At 54.1% G+C, this 16,597-nt stretch carries 18 protein-coding genes and 3 tRNA genes; all 21 read right to left on the minus strand.

Going from position 1 to position 16,597, the window contains the following annotated elements; translation table 11 throughout:
- Positions 1 to 40 precede the first annotated feature (40 nt).
- Entirely contained in the window at positions 41 to 2,137 is a 2,097-nt protein-coding gene (locus JW937_08010) for a phenylalanine--tRNA ligase subunit beta (GenBank protein ID MBN1587353.1), read from the minus strand.
- On the minus strand, positions 2,138 to 3,124 hold the full coding sequence (pheS, locus tag JW937_08015; GenBank protein ID MBN1587354.1) for a phenylalanine--tRNA ligase subunit alpha: 987 nt from the start codon (positions 3,122 to 3,124) through the stop codon (positions 2,138 to 2,140). It lies immediately after the preceding gene.
- Positions 3,124 to 3,807, minus strand: a complete 684-nt coding sequence (locus tag JW937_08020) for a TrkA family potassium uptake protein (GenBank protein MBN1587355.1) — start codon at positions 3,805 to 3,807, stop codon at positions 3,124 to 3,126. The genes pheS and JW937_08020 overlap by 1 nt, the downstream gene beginning before the upstream one ends.
- Before the next feature lie 25 nt (positions 3,808 to 3,832).
- A complete protein-coding gene (locus JW937_08025; protein MBN1587356.1) occupies positions 3,833 to 5,185 on the minus strand; it encodes a Trk family potassium uptake protein in 1,353 nt (450 codons plus the stop codon).
- A 34-nt stretch (positions 5,186 to 5,219) separates the two neighbouring features.
- Positions 5,220 to 5,594 carry a 50S ribosomal protein L20 gene (rplT, locus tag JW937_08030; protein MBN1587357.1) on the minus strand — a complete coding sequence of 125 codons (375 nt, stop codon included), beginning with the start codon at positions 5,592 to 5,594 and terminating at the stop codon, positions 5,220 to 5,222.
- Between the two features lie 127 nt (positions 5,595 to 5,721).
- On the minus strand, positions 5,722 to 5,922 hold the full coding sequence (gene rpmI, locus JW937_08035) for a 50S ribosomal protein L35 (GenBank protein MBN1587358.1): 201 nt from the start codon (positions 5,920 to 5,922) through the stop codon (positions 5,722 to 5,724).
- Complete coding sequence (gene infC, locus JW937_08040) at positions 5,900 to 6,478, minus strand: translation initiation factor IF-3 (protein MBN1587359.1); 579 nt, start codon at positions 6,476 to 6,478, stop codon at positions 5,900 to 5,902. The genes rpmI and infC overlap by 23 nt, the downstream gene beginning before the upstream one ends.
- 36 nt (positions 6,479 to 6,514) lie before the next feature.
- On the minus strand, positions 6,515 to 8,308 hold the full coding sequence (gene thrS, locus JW937_08045) for a threonine--tRNA ligase (GenBank protein MBN1587360.1): 1,794 nt from the start codon (positions 8,306 to 8,308) through the stop codon (positions 6,515 to 6,517).
- A 97-nt stretch (positions 8,309 to 8,405) separates the two neighbouring features.
- Positions 8,406 to 8,482 (minus strand) — tRNA-Val (locus JW937_08050).
- Positions 8,483 to 8,555: 73 nt separating this feature from the next.
- Positions 8,556 to 8,639: transfer RNA gene (locus JW937_08055), tRNA-Leu, on the minus strand.
- 71 nt (positions 8,640 to 8,710) lie between these two features.
- Positions 8,711 to 8,785 (minus strand) — tRNA-Cys (locus JW937_08060).
- 86 nt (positions 8,786 to 8,871) lie between these two features.
- Positions 8,872 to 9,345, minus strand: a complete 474-nt coding sequence (locus JW937_08065; GenBank protein ID MBN1587361.1) for a type II secretion system protein — start codon at positions 9,343 to 9,345, stop codon at positions 8,872 to 8,874.
- A gap of 35 nt (positions 9,346 to 9,380) precedes the next feature.
- Positions 9,381 to 10,046, minus strand: coding sequence for a phosphopantothenoylcysteine decarboxylase (locus tag JW937_08070; GenBank protein ID MBN1587362.1), 666 nt, complete (start codon positions 10,044 to 10,046; stop codon positions 9,381 to 9,383).
- Complete coding sequence (locus JW937_08075) at positions 10,022 to 10,582, minus strand: hypothetical protein (protein MBN1587363.1); 561 nt, start codon at positions 10,580 to 10,582, stop codon at positions 10,022 to 10,024. The genes JW937_08070 and JW937_08075 overlap by 25 nt, the downstream gene beginning before the upstream one ends.
- The gene (gene rpoZ / locus JW937_08080) at positions 10,579 to 10,782 is read right to left on the minus strand and encodes a DNA-directed RNA polymerase subunit omega (GenBank protein ID MBN1587364.1); all 204 of its coding nucleotides are present in this window, start codon (positions 10,780 to 10,782) and stop codon (positions 10,579 to 10,581) included. The genes JW937_08075 and rpoZ overlap by 4 nt, the downstream gene beginning before the upstream one ends.
- 3 nt (positions 10,783 to 10,785) lie before the next feature.
- Positions 10,786 to 11,397 carry a guanylate kinase gene (gene gmk / locus JW937_08085; protein MBN1587365.1) on the minus strand — a complete coding sequence of 204 codons (612 nt, stop codon included), beginning with the start codon at positions 11,395 to 11,397 and terminating at the stop codon, positions 10,786 to 10,788.
- Positions 11,394 to 12,290 (minus strand): YicC family protein, encoded by an 897-nt coding sequence (locus JW937_08090; protein MBN1587366.1) that lies wholly within the window; start codon positions 12,288 to 12,290, stop codon positions 11,394 to 11,396. Before JW937_08090 ends, gmk begins: the two co-directional genes overlap by 4 nt.
- 4 nt (positions 12,291 to 12,294) lie before the next feature.
- Complete coding sequence (locus JW937_08095) at positions 12,295 to 12,792, minus strand: nucleoside-diphosphate kinase (GenBank protein ID MBN1587367.1); 498 nt, start codon at positions 12,790 to 12,792, stop codon at positions 12,295 to 12,297.
- Between the two features lie 27 nt (positions 12,793 to 12,819).
- Entirely contained in the window at positions 12,820 to 13,749 is a 930-nt protein-coding gene (locus JW937_08100; GenBank protein MBN1587368.1) for a ParB/RepB/Spo0J family partition protein, read from the minus strand.
- Positions 13,742 to 14,527: a ParA family protein gene (locus JW937_08105; GenBank protein ID MBN1587369.1), complete on the minus strand. Its 786-nt coding sequence runs from the start codon at positions 14,525 to 14,527 to the stop codon at positions 13,742 to 13,744. Before JW937_08105 ends, JW937_08100 begins: the two co-directional genes overlap by 8 nt.
- A gap of 27 nt (positions 14,528 to 14,554) precedes the next feature.
- Positions 14,555 to 16,408 carry a tRNA uridine-5-carboxymethylaminomethyl(34) synthesis enzyme MnmG gene (gene mnmG / locus JW937_08110; GenBank protein ID MBN1587370.1) on the minus strand — a complete coding sequence of 618 codons (1,854 nt, stop codon included), beginning with the start codon at positions 16,406 to 16,408 and terminating at the stop codon, positions 14,555 to 14,557.
- Between the last annotated feature and the right edge of the window lie 189 nt (positions 16,409 to 16,597).

Consider the following 16,597-nt stretch of genomic DNA (forward strand, 5'->3'; position numbering starts at 1 on the left):
CGGATGGCGGACAAGGACCGTGCAAAAATATAAAACCTGCTTATGAGTGAAGCTCTTGAGCGCCGCGAATCTCTGCCCCAAGCTCCTGCCTTAAAGCCTCATGCACAGACGCGCAAGCAGGTTCGACATCGGCCTCGGTCAGGGTGCGGTCATGGGACAGGAAGCGCATGGAAAAGGTCATGCTTTTCCGGTCTGAAGGGATTGACTTGCCACGGTAGACATCAAAGAGGGTCACAGACTCCAACAACTCTCCCGCCGCTGAGCGGATCACGGCTTCGACTGCAGCTGCGGGCGTCTCTTCCGGGACCACTGCGTCCACATCTCTCACCACGGTTGGAAAACGCGGGACAGGCTGGTACCGATGTTCTTTCTGCACCTGGGCTTTGAGCGGGTCCAAAAGGATTTCCGCGGCCCACACATCCGCAGTCAAGTCCCATGCCTGGAGAATTTTCGGTGACAGCTTGCCTATCCACCCGACTTCCTTGCTATTCAGAAAAAGCTTCGCAGAGCACTCTTCTGCGAGCCAAGACAGCGCTTGCGCTTGGTATTCCAAGGCCGGCAACTGAGCATGCGCCACGGCCTTGTCCACATGCCCCCGGAGATCGTGATAGTCCACAGGCCTCGGAGAATAGCGCCACGTGGTCGGCGCACTGCCGCTGAGAGCCATCCCCACAGCCGGAGCTTCCTTAATGTTAATGCCCCGTTTTCCCGAACGCGAATAGACCTTACCCTCCTCAAAAATTTGCACCAGTTCCGCCCGCCGCGCCGAATTATGTTGAATCACCTTTAACAGACCGGTCAAGAGCCAGGGGCGCATATATTCCTGCTCTGAGCTCAGGGGATTGCGCAAATCCGGCACGAGTTCAACGTCCACGGCTGTTTTTTCCAAAGCCTCCCGGCTCACCAAAGAATGGGTTATTACTTCATTGACACCACCGGCCAATAATGCCGCTCTAATCGCGCCCGGCACAGTGCCTCCCTTGTCCTCATGTGCGCCGAACTCAATACTGGCATAAGGAAGTCTTGTTGGTATGCGGTCATACCCCCATACTCGCGCGACTTCTTCAATCAAATCATGTTCCCCTTTGAGGTCGGGCCGGTGAGAGGGTGTATTGACGACAAAACGCGTGGTCACGGTGCTGGCGGCAGCCACCGCACACCCCAGAGAACTGAGAATCCGCTTGACCTGCCCGCCGGGGATCTCGGTTCCCAGCAGAGAATGCAGTTGGCGCATACGCAAAGTGATCCGGTCACGGGGCCTTCGCTTTGCACCCACATCCACCACATCGCCCTCGACCTGCCCGCCGGCTAGTTCGGTAATCAGGAATGCGGCCCGATCCGAAGCCTCCGTTACATTTTCCACATCCACACCGCGTTCGAAGCGATAGGAGGAATCACTGGATAACCCCAGAGCACGGGAAGCCCGCCGAATCACAACCGGATCAAAGTGCGCACTTTCAATCAAGATATCCGTGGTAGAAGCCGAAATTTCGGAATCCAGGCCACCCATAATCCCGGCAATAGCCACAGGAGACCTCTCGTTGGCGATCACCAAAATGCTCGCGTCGAGTTCCCTCTCCTTTTCATCAATGGTCACAATCTTTTCCCCGGCACGCGCGCGGCGCACGACAATCTGCGATCCCTTGAGTTTGGACAAATCAAAGCAGTGAAGGGGCTGCCCGTATTCCATAAGCACATAGTTACTGATATCCACCACGTTGTTGATCGACCGAATGCCTACCGCTTCCAGACGGCGCGACATCCAGGCCGGAGAGGCTTTGATCTCGATATGGGACATCACGCGCGCGGAATATCGCGAACACCCGTGCAAATCCTCCAGTCGCACATTGATCTTCTTCTTGGACTGAGCCCCTCTTATTCCCCCTTTGGGACGCGACAAGATATTCTTTGGCAACTTGAGGGGCTTTCCGCTAAAAGCCGCAACCTCGCGCGCAATACCGATCAGTCCCAGGCAATCCGGACGATTGGGTGTCACCTCGATGTCCAGAACCGTGTCCTTGCCCTTTTTCTCCTGGCGCACGACTTCCAATCCCACCATCGTCAGCCGTTCCACAAGCCGCGGCAAGGACATGTCCAAGGTCGCGTAATCACGCAACCATTCAATGCTGACTTTCATTTAGAATTGCTCCAAAAAACGCAGATCGTTTTCACTGAACAGACGGATATCGTCAATGCCATATTTAATCATAGCCAAACGCTCGACTCCCATGCCAAAGGCAAAGCCTTGCCACTCGTCTGTATCATACTGAACCGCCCGCAACACATTGGGGTGAATCATGCCCGCTCCGAGAATCTCCAGCCAGCCGTTTTTCCAATAAAAATCCATTTCCACGCTCGGTTCGGTAAAGGGGAAAAAGTGGGGCCGGAAGCGTGTCCGTGTTTTAGGTCCGAAAAGTTCTTGTGCAAAAGCGCTAAGCGTCCCCTTAAGATCAGCAAAACTTACTTGGCGATCCACCATAAAACCTTCGACTTGATGAAAAGAAAAGGAGTGGCTCGCGTCCACGGCATCCGGCCGGTAAACACGCCCCGGGGAAAGCACGCGCAGCGGCGGCTCATGCTTTTCCATCACGCGGATCTGCGCGGAAGATGTGTGGCTGCGCAAAAGGCGCTGCCCGCTGGAAAGATAAAAAGTATCGAAACCGTCTCTGGAAGGGTGGTCGGCAGGGATATTGAGCGCTTCGAAATTGTAGTACTCAGTCTCCACTTCGGGGCCGTCTGCCGCCCAAAACCCCATTCGCTCAAAAATCCCGTTGATCTCCTGCATCATCTTACGTATCGGGTGCTCATGCCCCATGGGCACAGAAGTCCCAGGGGCTGTGAGATCAATCCAGCGATCAGACTTCCTGTGCTGCTGCGGCTGGAATGTAAGCCTGCTCAAGGACTCTGAGAGCCATTCCTTGACCATATTGGCCTCTTTGCCCACGACCGGACGTTCCTCTGCAGACAAAGCTCCCATACCCCGGAGCACTTCCTGGAGAGCGCCCTTTTTGCCCAAATATTCAACGCGAATTGCCTCGGCAGCCTCTGCGCTGTCCACATTCACCAAGCGCGCCTGGAGATCGCTTCGAATTTGCTGGAGTCTACCGAGAAGCCCGTTCGCCATTAACCTTTCTCCGTACTGTACTGTTGCCTGAGCCTTTCAATACTCTCTTGGGCGCCGAGAACCACCAGCACACTTCCTTTTTCGACAATCGCCTTGGCTGACGGAGAAACCTCGAGTTCGCTGTCTTCGTCATTTTCTCCGGGCTTCTTGATAGCGATTACATTGAGCCCAAACTTGGCCCGCACATCCAGCTCCTTTAAGGATTTTCCCAGGAATTCCGGCGGCGGATGCAGCTCGTAGATAGCATGATCCTTGGAAAGGTTGATGTACTCAACAACTTCCGGGGAGATCAAGGATGTGGCGACACGAATCCCCATTTCCTTTTCGGGAGAGACAATCCGGCTGGCTCCGACCTTCTTGAGCACACGCCCGTGCACACCCGTTACGGCCTTGGCAATGATCTCCGGAATGCCTAATTCCTTCAGCACAATGGTGGTCATGATACTGGACTCCAGGTCCTCTCCCACACTGACAACCGCAACTTCGACTTCATCCACGCCCACTGCACGGAGAGCCTTCATGTCCGTGGCGTCCGCACACACTGCATTGGCTAAATACTCCGAGGCCTGCTGGATCTTTTCCTCATCCTGATCCACACCGATCACCTGGGCCCCGTGATGAGCCAATGTCTTGGCCACACTTGCTCCAAAGCGCCCCAACCCGATCACCGCGAATTGTCTCATTCTCTTTGCTCCTGGCTACCCTTGCCTACCCAATCATAATACTTTCAACCGGATACTTGTAGTTCGCACTGCGCTCGTCGTTGGCCATGGCCAACACCACCGTTAAGGTCCCGATTCGACCCACAAACATCGTCAGGGTGAGCAGTAATCTGCCTATCGAACTTAAATTGGTTGTTTCAGACGGCCACAGGCCTACCGTACCAAATGCGGAAGTGGTTTTAAACAACGCCTTCAGGAAATACCCTGCCTGGTTGGCGCTATGCTGCTCCGAAGCGCACAGGCACAAGGTGACAACCAAAATCCATGTCAGGCTCAACACAAAGACCAAGGCGGCCTTTTGGAACACAGCCTGCGGAATGGTCTTCTTGAACAAAAATATGCCAGGACGGTTTTTGATAGCTGCCATGACCCAAGCGTGCAGAATACCGAGCGTTGTGACTTTAATTCCTCCCGCGCAGCTCCCGGGACCGGCGCCCACAAACATCAAACAAACCAGAACAAAGAGCGTGGCTGCACTAAAATGGCTGTTATCTATCGTGCTGAAGCCCGCACTACGGCTTGAAACTGATTCGAAGAGAGCACACAAAATTCTTTCCGGCACACTCTTTCCCGCCAAGGAGTGATTCCACTCAAAGGCCAACATCAAGGCCGCGCCGCCAAAAACCAGACAAGTCGTAACGGTAAGGACCACCTGCGTTTGCAGGCTAAAACGTTTCTTGGTAGGAGAGAGTTGATCCCATCGCCGGATACGGGACAAATCCCAGAGCACGAGAAAGCCCATGCCCCCGGCAATAATCAAGCCTGCGAAAATCAGGTTAACGATCCAGTCCCCGGACCACTGCTGCAAACTGTCCGAATACAGCCCAAAACCTGCATTGCAAAAGGCTGAAATCGTGTGAAAAAGCGAATCCCAGAACAATGTCTGCGGAGGAAGATCACGCGTAATCCCCCAATAGGACATAAGCATCACTGTGCCCAAGGCCTCAAAAACAAGCACCATCACAATGATCCGCTTCAGCAGCGTACGGATGCTCACAATATGCTCACCGCCGGTCTGTTCCATGAGCACCGAGTCGTAGTTGAAGAGCCGCCGTTTCAATAAAATTCCGAAAAGCGTGCCCAAGGCCATAATCCCGATCCCGCCCATCTGGATGAGAGCCAGAATGACAACCTGCCCCCAGAAGGTGAAGTACGACCCGGTGTCCACCACTGTAAGGCCTGTGACCGTCAGCGCGCTTGTGGCGGTAAAGAGGGCATCAATATACGGGAGCTTTTCCCCGTGCACATTGGCCCAGGGCATTCTCAAAAGAAATGTCCCCAACGCCATGACGAGCAGATAGCTCAATGCAATGATCCGTTGGGGACTATGAGCGCGCATTAATTGTCAATCACTTTCCGAGCCGTAAGAAATCCTAAGCCGAAGCAGTCTCAGCGCCGCATCCTTCTTTGGCCGCATTGACAACCTGCGTAAAGGTCTCCGGGTCACGAGCCGCAATGTCCGCAAGGATCTTGCGGTCCAGCTCAATTCCCGAGGCCTTGAGCCCGGCAATAAAACGGCTGTAGGCAATCCCATTTTCTCTGCACGCGGCAGAGATACGGGTAATCCAAAGTCTGCGAAAATCTCTCTTCTTGTTCCGGCGATCGCGTGTCTGATAGGCCAACGACCTCCGCAACACTTCGGAGGCGGTGCGGATCAATTTGCTCCGGCCGCCAAACTGGCCTTTAACAGCTTTAAGAATGCGGTTACGGCGTTGCCTGGAAGCCGGTACCGCGGTTGTGCGTGGCATAAGAAACCTCTCTTTTGATCAGGCGAACCGCAAGAATTTTCGATCCACTCTGGATGAGCCCCAGAACCTTTGAACCGGCCCGTGTCTCCGCGACAAGGGCAGCTCGGGTCTCCTTCAACAATTTGATTTAGGCGTACGGCATCGCGTGCTTGAGAGCTTTGGAATAGGTCTCATTACGCACAATCTGGGACTGACGCAGCTTGCGGCGCGTCTTTGCGCTCTTGCCCGTCATTAGGTGGCTGGAACCGCCCTTGCGGCGCACAACCTTGCCCGTCCCGGTGATCTTGAATCGCTTGGCAACGCCCTTACGAGTCTTCAGCTTCGGCATGACTGTCCTTCTTTCCATCTTCCGAGGACTCAGAGCCTCGGATCCCTGTTGATTTCGGAGCTAAATACATCACCATCAGGCGTCCTTCGGAGGAAGGCGGCTTTTCAATTTGAGCCACATCTTTCAGCTCCTCCGCTACTCGATCCAAGACAATGCGTCCCAGTTCAGGGTGAGACATCTCTCTTCCTCTAAAAATGAGAGTGACCTTTGCCTTATCCCCGTGAAGCAAAAAACGTCTTAGGTGTCCGACCTTCGTCTGGAGATCATGCTCGCCGATCTTCGGCTTAATCTGAATCTCCTTCAGTTGATGTTGATGCTGCTTCTTCTTCTGTTCCTTGGTCTTCTTTGTCTGATCATAGACATACTTATGGAAGTCCATGATGCGACATACGGGAGGTTGAGCCGTTGGAGCAACTTCCACAAGATCCAAATCTGCGTCTCGCGCCGCCTTCTGAGCATCCTTAACCTGCACCACCCCAAGCTGCTCGCCTTCAGCGCCAATCAGTCTAACTTCTGGAACTCGAATTCTCTCATTGACTCTTAATTTCGGTGGTATGGCACTCCTCCCGTAGCGGCACAAAGCCGCCCTTGTTTAGCCCCGCAGCTGCTCGAGTCTTTTTACTTGTTCGATAAAGACATCGGACAAAACTGGATTTTCCAGCTCCGGGACCTCTATATCTCGACGCGCACGCACCGATACGGTGCCCGCTTCCACTTCTCTCTTACCCAAAACAAGCATAAAGGGGATCTTCTGGGTTTCAGCAAGACGGATCTTATTTTGCATCTTCTCCGAACGCGAGTCCAGCTCCACGCGAACTCCAGCAGCCCTCAATTTATCTGTAACCTCTTGTGCTGCAACAAGTTGATCATCACTAATAGGGATCACAACGGCCTGCACCGGAGCCAGCCACACGGGGAATGCCCCGCCATAGTGCTCCACCAGGGTGCCCATAAAGCGCTCCATACTTCCCAGGAGCGCCCGGTGCACCATAATCGGCTGATGTTTCTGACCGTCCTTCCCAACATAGCTAACGTCAAAGCGTTCGGGGAGAAAATAATCGCACTGAATCGTCGCGCATTGCCAGGACCGTCCCAGTGCATCCTTTATCTTAATATCAATCTTCGGCCCGTAGAAAGCGCCTTCGCCTTCCTGGACCTCGTAGTCCATTCCGCTTCGGTTGAGCGCCTCCTTGAGACCCTCCTCTGCCAATTCCCACTGGGCATCCTCACCGATGGACTTCTCCGGCCGGGTGCTGAGCTCTACTTCGAAACCTTCAAACCCGAAGGTCTGCATAATGTGACGCATAAAATCAATCGCACCGACAATCTCGTCGACAAGCTGCTCAGGCAAACAAAAAATATGTGCGTCATCCTGGGTAAAACCGCGAACCCTCAGGAGCCCGTGCAACACGCCTGATTTCTCATTGCGGTGCACATTCCCGAGCTCAAAGAAACGTACCGGCAGATCCCGCCAACTTCGAACTGATGTTTGGTACACCTTAATATGCCCTGGGCAGTTCATCGGTTTGACCGCATATTCAACACCGTCCGCCTCAAGGATATACATATTCTCCTTATAGTAGTCGTAGTGCCCGGACTGGCGCCAGATATCGGCCCGCAACAAATGCGGCGTAACTAAAGGACTGTATCCCCGAAGCAGGTGCTCTTTCTTCAGAAAATCTTCGATAATCCATCGCAGTTGCGCACCCTTGGGATGAAAAAACACCATTCCCGGCCCGGCCTCTTCCTGGATACTCCATAGATCCAGCTGGGTCCCGAGCTTGCGGTGATCCCGGCGCCGGGCCTCTTCAAGGGCTTCCAAATAAGCCTCCTGAGCTTCTTGGCTGTCCCAGGCCGTGCCGTAAATGCGCTGCAGCATCGGATTGGTTTCTATGCCGCGCCAGTATGCGCCGGCCACACTCAAGAGCTTAAAGGCCTTAATATCCGAGGTGTTTGCCGTATGAGGGCCGTCGCAGAGATCGCTGAAATCCCCATCCGTAAAAATGGAGACCTGCTCATCCGGAATACCCCGGATAATCTCTGCCTTAAAATGCTCTCCCTTTTCCTCAAAGAGCCGGAGCGCCTCAGCCTTGGGCATGGACGAACGCTTGAACTCATGAGCCTCTGCCACAATTTTGCCCATCTCGGATTCTATCCGGGCCAAATGTTCGTCCGTCAACTGCTCAGGGCAATCAATATCGTAGTAAAAACCGTTTTCAATCGGAGGGCCAATGGCCAACTTTGTTTCCGGCCATAGACGGCGGATGGCCTGAGCCATCACATGGCTGGCGCTATGCCGCAACGCATACAGCGGATCGCTTGCCTGTAATTCGCTGCTCTTGCTTCCGTCTGTTCTTTGTTTTGTAGTCATTGTCAACTTTGTCATTCCCGTCCACCACGATTTATGGTGGAGGAATCTACTCGTGTAAGAGGCTCATTCGCGCATTTAATGGTTAACCGGGGTGTCCGCCGCACCCACAAAATGGTGGGCGGTACAGGGCTTGAACCTGTGACCTCTACGATGTCAACGTAGCGCTCTAGCCACCTGAGCTAACCGCCCAAAGCCTGTCAACGTACCTTACTCCCTCAACGGCTGCAAAGCCGGAGGACGCACCGATCTATCACCGCGTATATGCCGGGAGCCGGACTTGAACCGGCACGTCCTTTCGGACCCGGGATTTTAAGTCCCGTGCGTCTGCCAATTTCGCCATCCCGGCCAAAATGACGTCGTGACTTACCAACCGCAGAGCTAATCATCACCGGCGGAATTTGACACGAACGCGTCACTTGGAGGCGCGGGTCGGACTCGAACCGACGAATAGCGGTTTTGCAGACCGCTGCCTTACCCCTTGGCTACCGCGCCAAAACCTATACTCAGGACTCCCAGACAATGTGCCAAAAATAAACGCACTTAGACGAATCTAAGTGCTTGGGAGCGTACCTGCACCATCAATCTAGTGACGGCGACCAAGAGCCGCCTGAGCCCGGTTGCCAACGCACATCCCCCCCAACCGCGGCCACATTCCCGCCTCGGCCACGATGATTGTCCGGGTTATCGTGCGCAATAATTGTTGTGGAAGGATCCGAAGTGGTCAGTCCGCTCACATAAGTGTAGTCGCCCGAAGACGCAGATGCAGGCGCTTCGCTGCCGGAGCCCGGACACATAAAGACTTCGAGATTATCCACGTAATCTGGGTAAAGGTCATCCAGGCTCTTGGGAAAGCGCTCGTTATGATCGGATGCATACATTTGGCAACCCACGACAATATTCCGCAGATTGCTGGCGCACTTTGCTTGCGCTGCCTTCCGACGCGCGGTCTGGATTCCAGAGGTCAGGAACGTAAATAAAATGCCAATGATCGCAATGACAGTGAGAAGCTCAATGAGTGTAAAGCCTTTTCGCTGTCTATGAAATAGGAACAATTGTCATAACTCCATGGGCGCTAAGTCTTTCGAGGTTAGCATAGGGGCTTAAGCTTGTCAAGAAGCTGCCGGGCCAAGGCAGGCTTCTCCCCCCGATGGATCTCCGGAGTAACGTCCCCGGGCACCACAAAGGCCACGCTCAGAGGAGCGTCACCAAAAGGCCCCTTCCCTTCTTCCAAACGACAGGCCACCATAAGATCCAACCCCTTCTCCCGCAGCTTTCTCTTGGCCTCCGCAATCCACTGAGCCCGGCTATCCAGCGAAAAACCGACGACAATTTGGCCCGGCCGCCGCTTGGACGAGGCCTCAGCCACTAGATCCGGATTGGGAACAAGCTCCAGGGCCCACCCCCCTTCCTTATCCAACCCCTTTGTTTTCTTTATCTTAGAGATATTTAACTTCTTGGGTCGATAATCTGCAACCGCGGCCGCCATAATCAGTGCCTGGGCCCGGGCAAAGTGGGTATGGATGGCCTCCCCCATTTGCCGCGCGGTGATCACGGGAATAAACTCAACCCCGGCAGGAGGCTTGAGCGCCGTGGGACCGCTGATTAAAGTGACTGTGTGACCCCGGCGCACGGCGACCCGGGCAATCTCATAGCCAAAGGTACCGCTGGACTGATTGGACAGGAAGCGCACCGGATCCAGGGCTTCACGGGTAGGCCCCGCCGTGACAACTAAGTGTTGATTTTTGGTAGACACGTATCGACCTGTGCGAGGATTTCTTTGAGCGGCGCCACATGGCCCACGCCATATGTCTTGCAGGCCAAATCCCCTTCGACCGGCCCGACAAAGCGATACCCCCACTCCTTGAGCACTGCAACATTCCGCTTTACAGCCGGATGCTCCCACATATGCACATTCATAGCCGGAGCAAAAAGCACAGGGGCCTGAGACGCAAAAATCACACAAGTCAAGAGATCGTCACAGATCCCGTTGGCTACCCTGCCCAATATGTTGGCGGTACAAGGAGCCACCAAAATAAGATCGGCGGAGCCGGCCAGCGTAATATGCAGAGGGTCCTCGCCCGCTTGGGATTCCCACAAGTCGGTGTAAACCGGTTCCCCGCTAAAAGTCCGCAGGGATAGCGGTGTAACAAACTGTGATCCCGAGGAAGTCAGAATCACAGGAACACGATACCCTGCCTGCACCAAAGCTTTCACGATTTCCGGACTGCGGAAGCTGGCGATGGTCCCCGTGATTCCCAAAAGAACCGCGGGACCTTGGGAGGCTGTCATTCTTTTATCTCTGTCCCTTCCCACATAATCTTATCCTGCAAGATCTCTTCTATGACCACGACGCTGGACTTCTTGCCCTTGGATTCCACAAGCGGCGGAGCGCCCGAACCAAGCGCGCTCACACGCCTGGAAGCCAAGATCACCATCTTGTAGGCACTCCCCATCTTGTCCATCAATTCATCGATCGGCAGATATGACATGAGTTATCCTTTCACCCTGCACCGTTCGGCTATCACAATACTGCGCAGCTTCGCAACGGCAACGCTAAGTTGATCATTCACAACCACATAATCGTATTCGGCCATCCGGCTCAACTCTTCTTTGGCCACTTCCAACCGCAAACTCATTTCATCCGCAGTATCACGGCTGCGCCTTGCCAGGCGTTCCCGCAGCACGCTCACCGACGGCGGGGCCAGAAACACATGGATGCTCTCCGGACAACGCCTGCGGATTTGCGCAGCTCCCTGCACGTCAATCGCTACCAGCACGTCCTTCCCGTTGCGATGGTGCTTGAGAATCTGATCACCCGGGGTTCCGTAGTACTGTCTAAACACGCGAGCTGATTCCAACAGAGCTTTCTTCTTCTTGAGACGCCGGAACTCTTCCACGCTGACAAAACAGTAGTCCCTGCCGTTGCGTTCACCCTTTTTTGGCGCGCGCGTAGTCACAGAAACCGACTGAACCACATTGGCATTCTGGCGGCACAATCGCCTGGCCAAGGTAGTCTTGCCGGTGCCCGAAGGTCCTGAGAGAACAATAAGGAGAGGTCCCCGGACCACTCCTTTGCTCAGTGTTCGATGACGACGCACGTTCACTCGACGTTTTGAACTTGCTCGCGGATTCTTTCAACCGCAGCTTTCATGCCAATAACCGCCCGGCTAATGGTAGAGTCCGATGACTTCTGCCCAATTGTGTTCACTTCACGGTGCATCTCCTGCGCCGTAAAATCCAACTCCTTACCAACCGATTTGTTCTTGTTGACCTGAGCAATCAGGGTCCTCATATGCTTGATATGGGTTTTGGCGCGCACAAGTTCCTCTCGAACATCCGTGCTGCGGGCATATCCAAAGATTTCCGTGTCTAACCGGACCTTGTCGATTTGCCCGTTTTTGCTGCCCAAAAGTTCCCGGGACAATCCCTGCAAACGCTTGCGGTGATACTCCAGCACCTCGGGTAACCGCGTCCGGATCTTGGTCAAACCCTCATCGACCCGGCGAAGCTGGGAGGAGAGCTCGCTGCGCAAGGCTTTGCCTTCGCGCGTCCGGCTTTGGACAAGGCGCATCACTGCCTGGTCCACGGCCCGTTTCACAAGCAACCACGGCACATCTTCACCCAAACCCTCCGGCTGAATGACCCTCACAATCTCCGGATGCGCAGCCACTTGCTCCACACTCAACTCGTCACTGATCCCGAGCTTCTTAGCCAGCCGCCGCATTTTCCTGACATAATCCAAGGCGATGTCTTCGTTGATCTGGATCTTTGCGTCGCGTGTATCACGTATTTTGTAACTCAGGAAGAGAACGATCTTTCCGCGCCGGATTTTGCCCTGCACCAACGCGCGGATCTTCTCCTCTGTCACGGGCCACTCGCGCGGCAGCCTGCACGAAAGGTCAAAGTAGCGGTGGTTCAGCGAGCGCATTTCAACCACCACTTCCCTGCCGTTCGCAATTGCGCGGCCCTCGCCATACCCCGTCATGGATCTAATCATAAGCCTAGGCCCATACTCTCTGGGTTACTGACTCCGTTATTAACTTCGTGGGATATAAGTCCAGAATGATATCGTTTGGATTGAACCAGAGCTTGATTTCCCGCTCCACATCTTCAGTACAACTGGAAGCGTGTAATACGTTTTCATAAATACCGTGGCTGGTTATCCGGCCGTAAGAACCGCGAATGGAGCGGGGGTCCGCTTCCTCCGGATTGGTCGCTCCAGCCAGCTCGCGTACGCGAGCAATCGCGTTTTCACCCCAGTAAATCATGGCAAGAACCTTCTTCTTCACATGATGATCGCCTTTTAAGTACTGCACTACGGATTCAAAGAAGGGCTCGTTTTTCAAATGCTGGTAGTGTAGCTCTGCAAGTTCCTTGGAAACGCGCACCATCTTGGCTGCAACGATTTCCAGCTTTGATTCCGATAAACGACTGAGAATATTGCCGGTTAGAGCCTTGCTCAGGCCGTCCGGTTTGATGATCACAAGTGTGGGTTCAATCACGCCTTCTAATCTCCCCTGTCTTTTTTATTCGTTTTGCCCTGCCGTCAAAAACTGGATCAAACGATCACAGTCTTCGGCACTGTAGTACTCAATGATGATCCGGCCCTTGCCGTTGGCCTTGGGCTTGAGCATAACTTTGGTGCCCAGCGATTGCTGGAGAGTCTGTTCGAGCCCTCGAATATTCGGATCCGCCGGGCCCGCTGCTGCGGATGCCTTGGGAACTGTTTCACTGAAACTTTCATCCTCGGACACGCGGCCCTGCGTCATATCTTCCACCTGGCGCACCGTGAGACCTTCTTCCAGCACAAGCCGCGCAATTCTCCTCTGCTCAGACGCGGAATCGCAAGCCAACAGCGCGCGCGCATGCCCCATACTCAGAGCCCCGGTTGTCACGGCAGTTTGCAAATCTTCCGGCAACTGCAGAAGCCGGGTCAGGTTTGCCACTGTGGAACGGTCCTGCCCAACGATTTCCGCGACTTCGGCCTGGGAAAGATTGAACTCATCCTGAAGCTTTTTGTATGCAGAACCCAACTCAATGGCATTGAGGTCGCGACGGTGAATATTCTCGATAAGCGAAAGCTGCAGCCGGCGTTGGTCACCGTCTACCTCTTTAATAATACAAGGCACATGCGAAAGACCTGCGGCACGAGCCGCGCGCAAACGTCTTTCTCCGGCAATAACTTCATACCCCTCTTCGTCTTTGACCTTCTGAATCAAGAGTGGCTGAAGGATCCCGTTTGCCCGGACACTTTCAATGAGCTCTTCAAGACCCTTGGCATCAAAGCGTTGCCTCGGTTGAACACGATTCGGACGAAGTTGAGAAACCTCGATCTCGTGTCCGCCGGATCCTGTGCGGGACCCGCTCCCCGTGCCGATGGTCGTGTCATGAGGGATCAGAGCCGACAGCCCCTTACCCAAAGCCCTGCGCTGAGTGACGTGGGTTTCTTCAGACAACGGTTGACTCCTTTCCTGTTCCCAAAAACTCCTGAGCCAAAGCGCGGTAACGCTGTGCACCCAAACTGGCTGAATCATAGAGAATAATCGGTTTGCCAAAACTCGGCGCTTCACTCAAACGCACACTCCGAGGTATCACCGTACTGTAAACCCTGTCCCCAAAGAACTGGCGGGCTTCATCGATGACTTGGGTCGTGAGGTTGGTGCGAAAATCCGCCATGGTCAAGACCACGCCGGTAATGTCCAGATCCTTGTTGAGATAGAGCCGGACTTCTTCGAGGGTCTTGAGCAACTGAGACAAACCCTCCAATGCGTAGTACTCACACTGCACTGGAATTAATACCCCGTCCGCGGCCGACAATGCATTGACAGTAATCAGACCCAGAGACGGAGGACAATCCACAAGAATATAATCGTATTGTTCGCGGATCTCCTCGTCCAGCGCCCGCTTCAGCTTGAACTCCCTCCCCACCTCAGACACCAATTCGATTTCCGCGCCCGTCAAATTGAGGTTGGAGGGGATCAGATCCAGGGAAGGTATCTCGGTATTCAGCCGCACACTCGTTGGATGCACCCCGCGCACCAAAATATCGTAACTTGTTTGTTCAAGCGTACTTTTGTCAAAACCAAGCCCGCTTGTGCTATTGCCTTGGGGGTCCACATCCACAATCAGAACCCGCTTTTGGACCTCTGCCAAACATGCGGCCAGATTCACCGCTGTTGTGGTTTTGCCTACACCACCCTTTTGATTGCAAAGGGCTATCACCTTGGCTTGCATGAAGTCTCCGTGGAAGGTCCCTAAGATCTAGCCAGCGACTGTTTTCCGGTTTTCCAAGAATACCAAAAGAAGCGAGATATCACAAGGAGACACGCCCGGAATGCGCCGCGCCTGCCCCACACTGGCAGGCCGGATGCGGTCCAGCTTTTCAGCCGCCTCGTTGCTGAGGCCCTTGATTGCTCTAATATCCAGCTCCGTGGGGATTTCCAGCTTCTCGAATTTTTCAAGGCGTTTGGCGCGCGCCAGATCCCGCTGCATGTATCCCTGGTACTTGATTTCGATCTCCAATTGTTCCGCCACGTCCGGAGCAATACGGCTAAGCACTTCACTCTCATCAAAAAGGGTTGCTAAGCGCTTCAGCGTCATCTCCGGTTGACGCAACAATTGATCTAACGGCTTACCCTGAAAGGTTTTGGTACGAAAAAGGCTGAGGTACTGGCCAATGGCTTGCCGCTTGAATTCGCAACGCGCGTAGGTGGGGGCATCAATCAAACCGAAATCCTGCCCATAGTGCATGAGACGCAGATCCGCATTGTCCTGACGCAAGAGAAGCCGGTACTCTGCGCTGGATGTAAACATCCGGTATGGCTCCTCAGTCCCCTTGGTCACCAGATCGTCAATAAGCACCCCGATGTAGGCCTCATCCCGGCGGAGAATAAAAGGCGGCCGCCCCTGTTTCTGAAGCACGACATTCAGACCGGCCATCAGGCCCTGGGCCGCCGCCTCCTCGTATCCGGAGGTCCCGTTGATCTGTCCGGCCAAGAACAAGCCCCGCACTCTCCGGGTCTCCAGCCAAGGCCAAAGTTGGGTGGGCGGGGCAAAATCATACTCCACCGCATAGCCGAAACGCATAATCTCCACCTTCTCAAAACCAGGGATCGTGCGCATCATGGCCACCTGAATATCCTGCGGCAAGCTGGTGGACATCCCGTTAACATAGTACTCGCCGGTGTGAAGGCCCTCTGGTTCCACAAAGACCTGATGCCGGTCTTTGTCCGCAAAACGAACCACTTTGACCTCGATGGAGGGACAGTAGCGCGGCCCCACCCCGCGAATCTGCCCCGAATACAAAGGCGCCCGGTCCAGGTTGTTCAAGATGATCTCGTGCGTCTTTTGATTTGTATAAGTAATATAACAAGGCAGTTGAGGCAGTCCGGCCCGGGTCGATCTAAAACTGAACAGAGGCGCATTCTTTTCCGCAGGCTGGATCTCCATCTTGGAAAAGTCCAGGCTGTTTTGAGCCACGCGGCACGGGGTCCCGGTCTTGAGTCGCTGCAATTCAATCCCAATACGCTCAAGAGATACGGAAAGTCCGTTGGCCCCCTTTTCCCCCGTGCGCCCCCCTTCAAAAGAAACATCCCCCAGATGGATCAAGCCCTTCAAAAAAGTTCCGGTGGTCACAATGACAAAACCTGCTTCAAAGACCATGCCCGTCTGTGTACGAACGCCCACAATCTGCCTATTCCCGCCTGGAGTCTCTTCGGTGAGAAGCTCCTCAACCAGCGCCTGCTTCAGGTCTAAATGCTCTTCGCGCTCCAGCACATACTTCATTCGGTTTTGATATAGTTTCTTGTCGGCTTGTGCGCGGGTTCCCCTTACCGCAGGTCCCTTTCGCATGTTGAGCGTGCGGTAATGAATCGCAGTCGCATCAATATTCAGCCCCATCTCCCCACCCAAAGCATCAATCTCGCGCACAAGATGCCCTTTGGCCAAACCGCCAATCGCAGGATTACAGGACATCTTCGCAATGGTATCCAAGTCCTGAGTCAGCACCAGTGTGCTCAGCTGCAGCCGGGCACAAGCCAACGCCGCTTCACAGCCGGCATGTCCTGCACCAATAACAATCACATCATAGGTTTTGTCGTATCGGTAGCTCTTCATTGAGATCTCACAAGCTCATCTCACGCCCGTTTTAAAATGCAGTATTATGCAGTAAACCGTATCATGAACCGTATCATTAAGCTCTTTAGTGGTTCTTCTTTATATATCTTCGTCAGGCCGAAAGTTACCAAAAGTTTTCTCCGGATTCTTCAAATGTTGCTTTCTTCCTGTCAGGTCCGGCCGCATGCA

This window comes from Candidatus Omnitrophota bacterium (assembly GCA_016929445.1).
Taxonomy (GTDB): Bacteria; Omnitrophota; Gorgyraeia; order JAFGIU01; family JAFGIU01; genus JAFGIU01.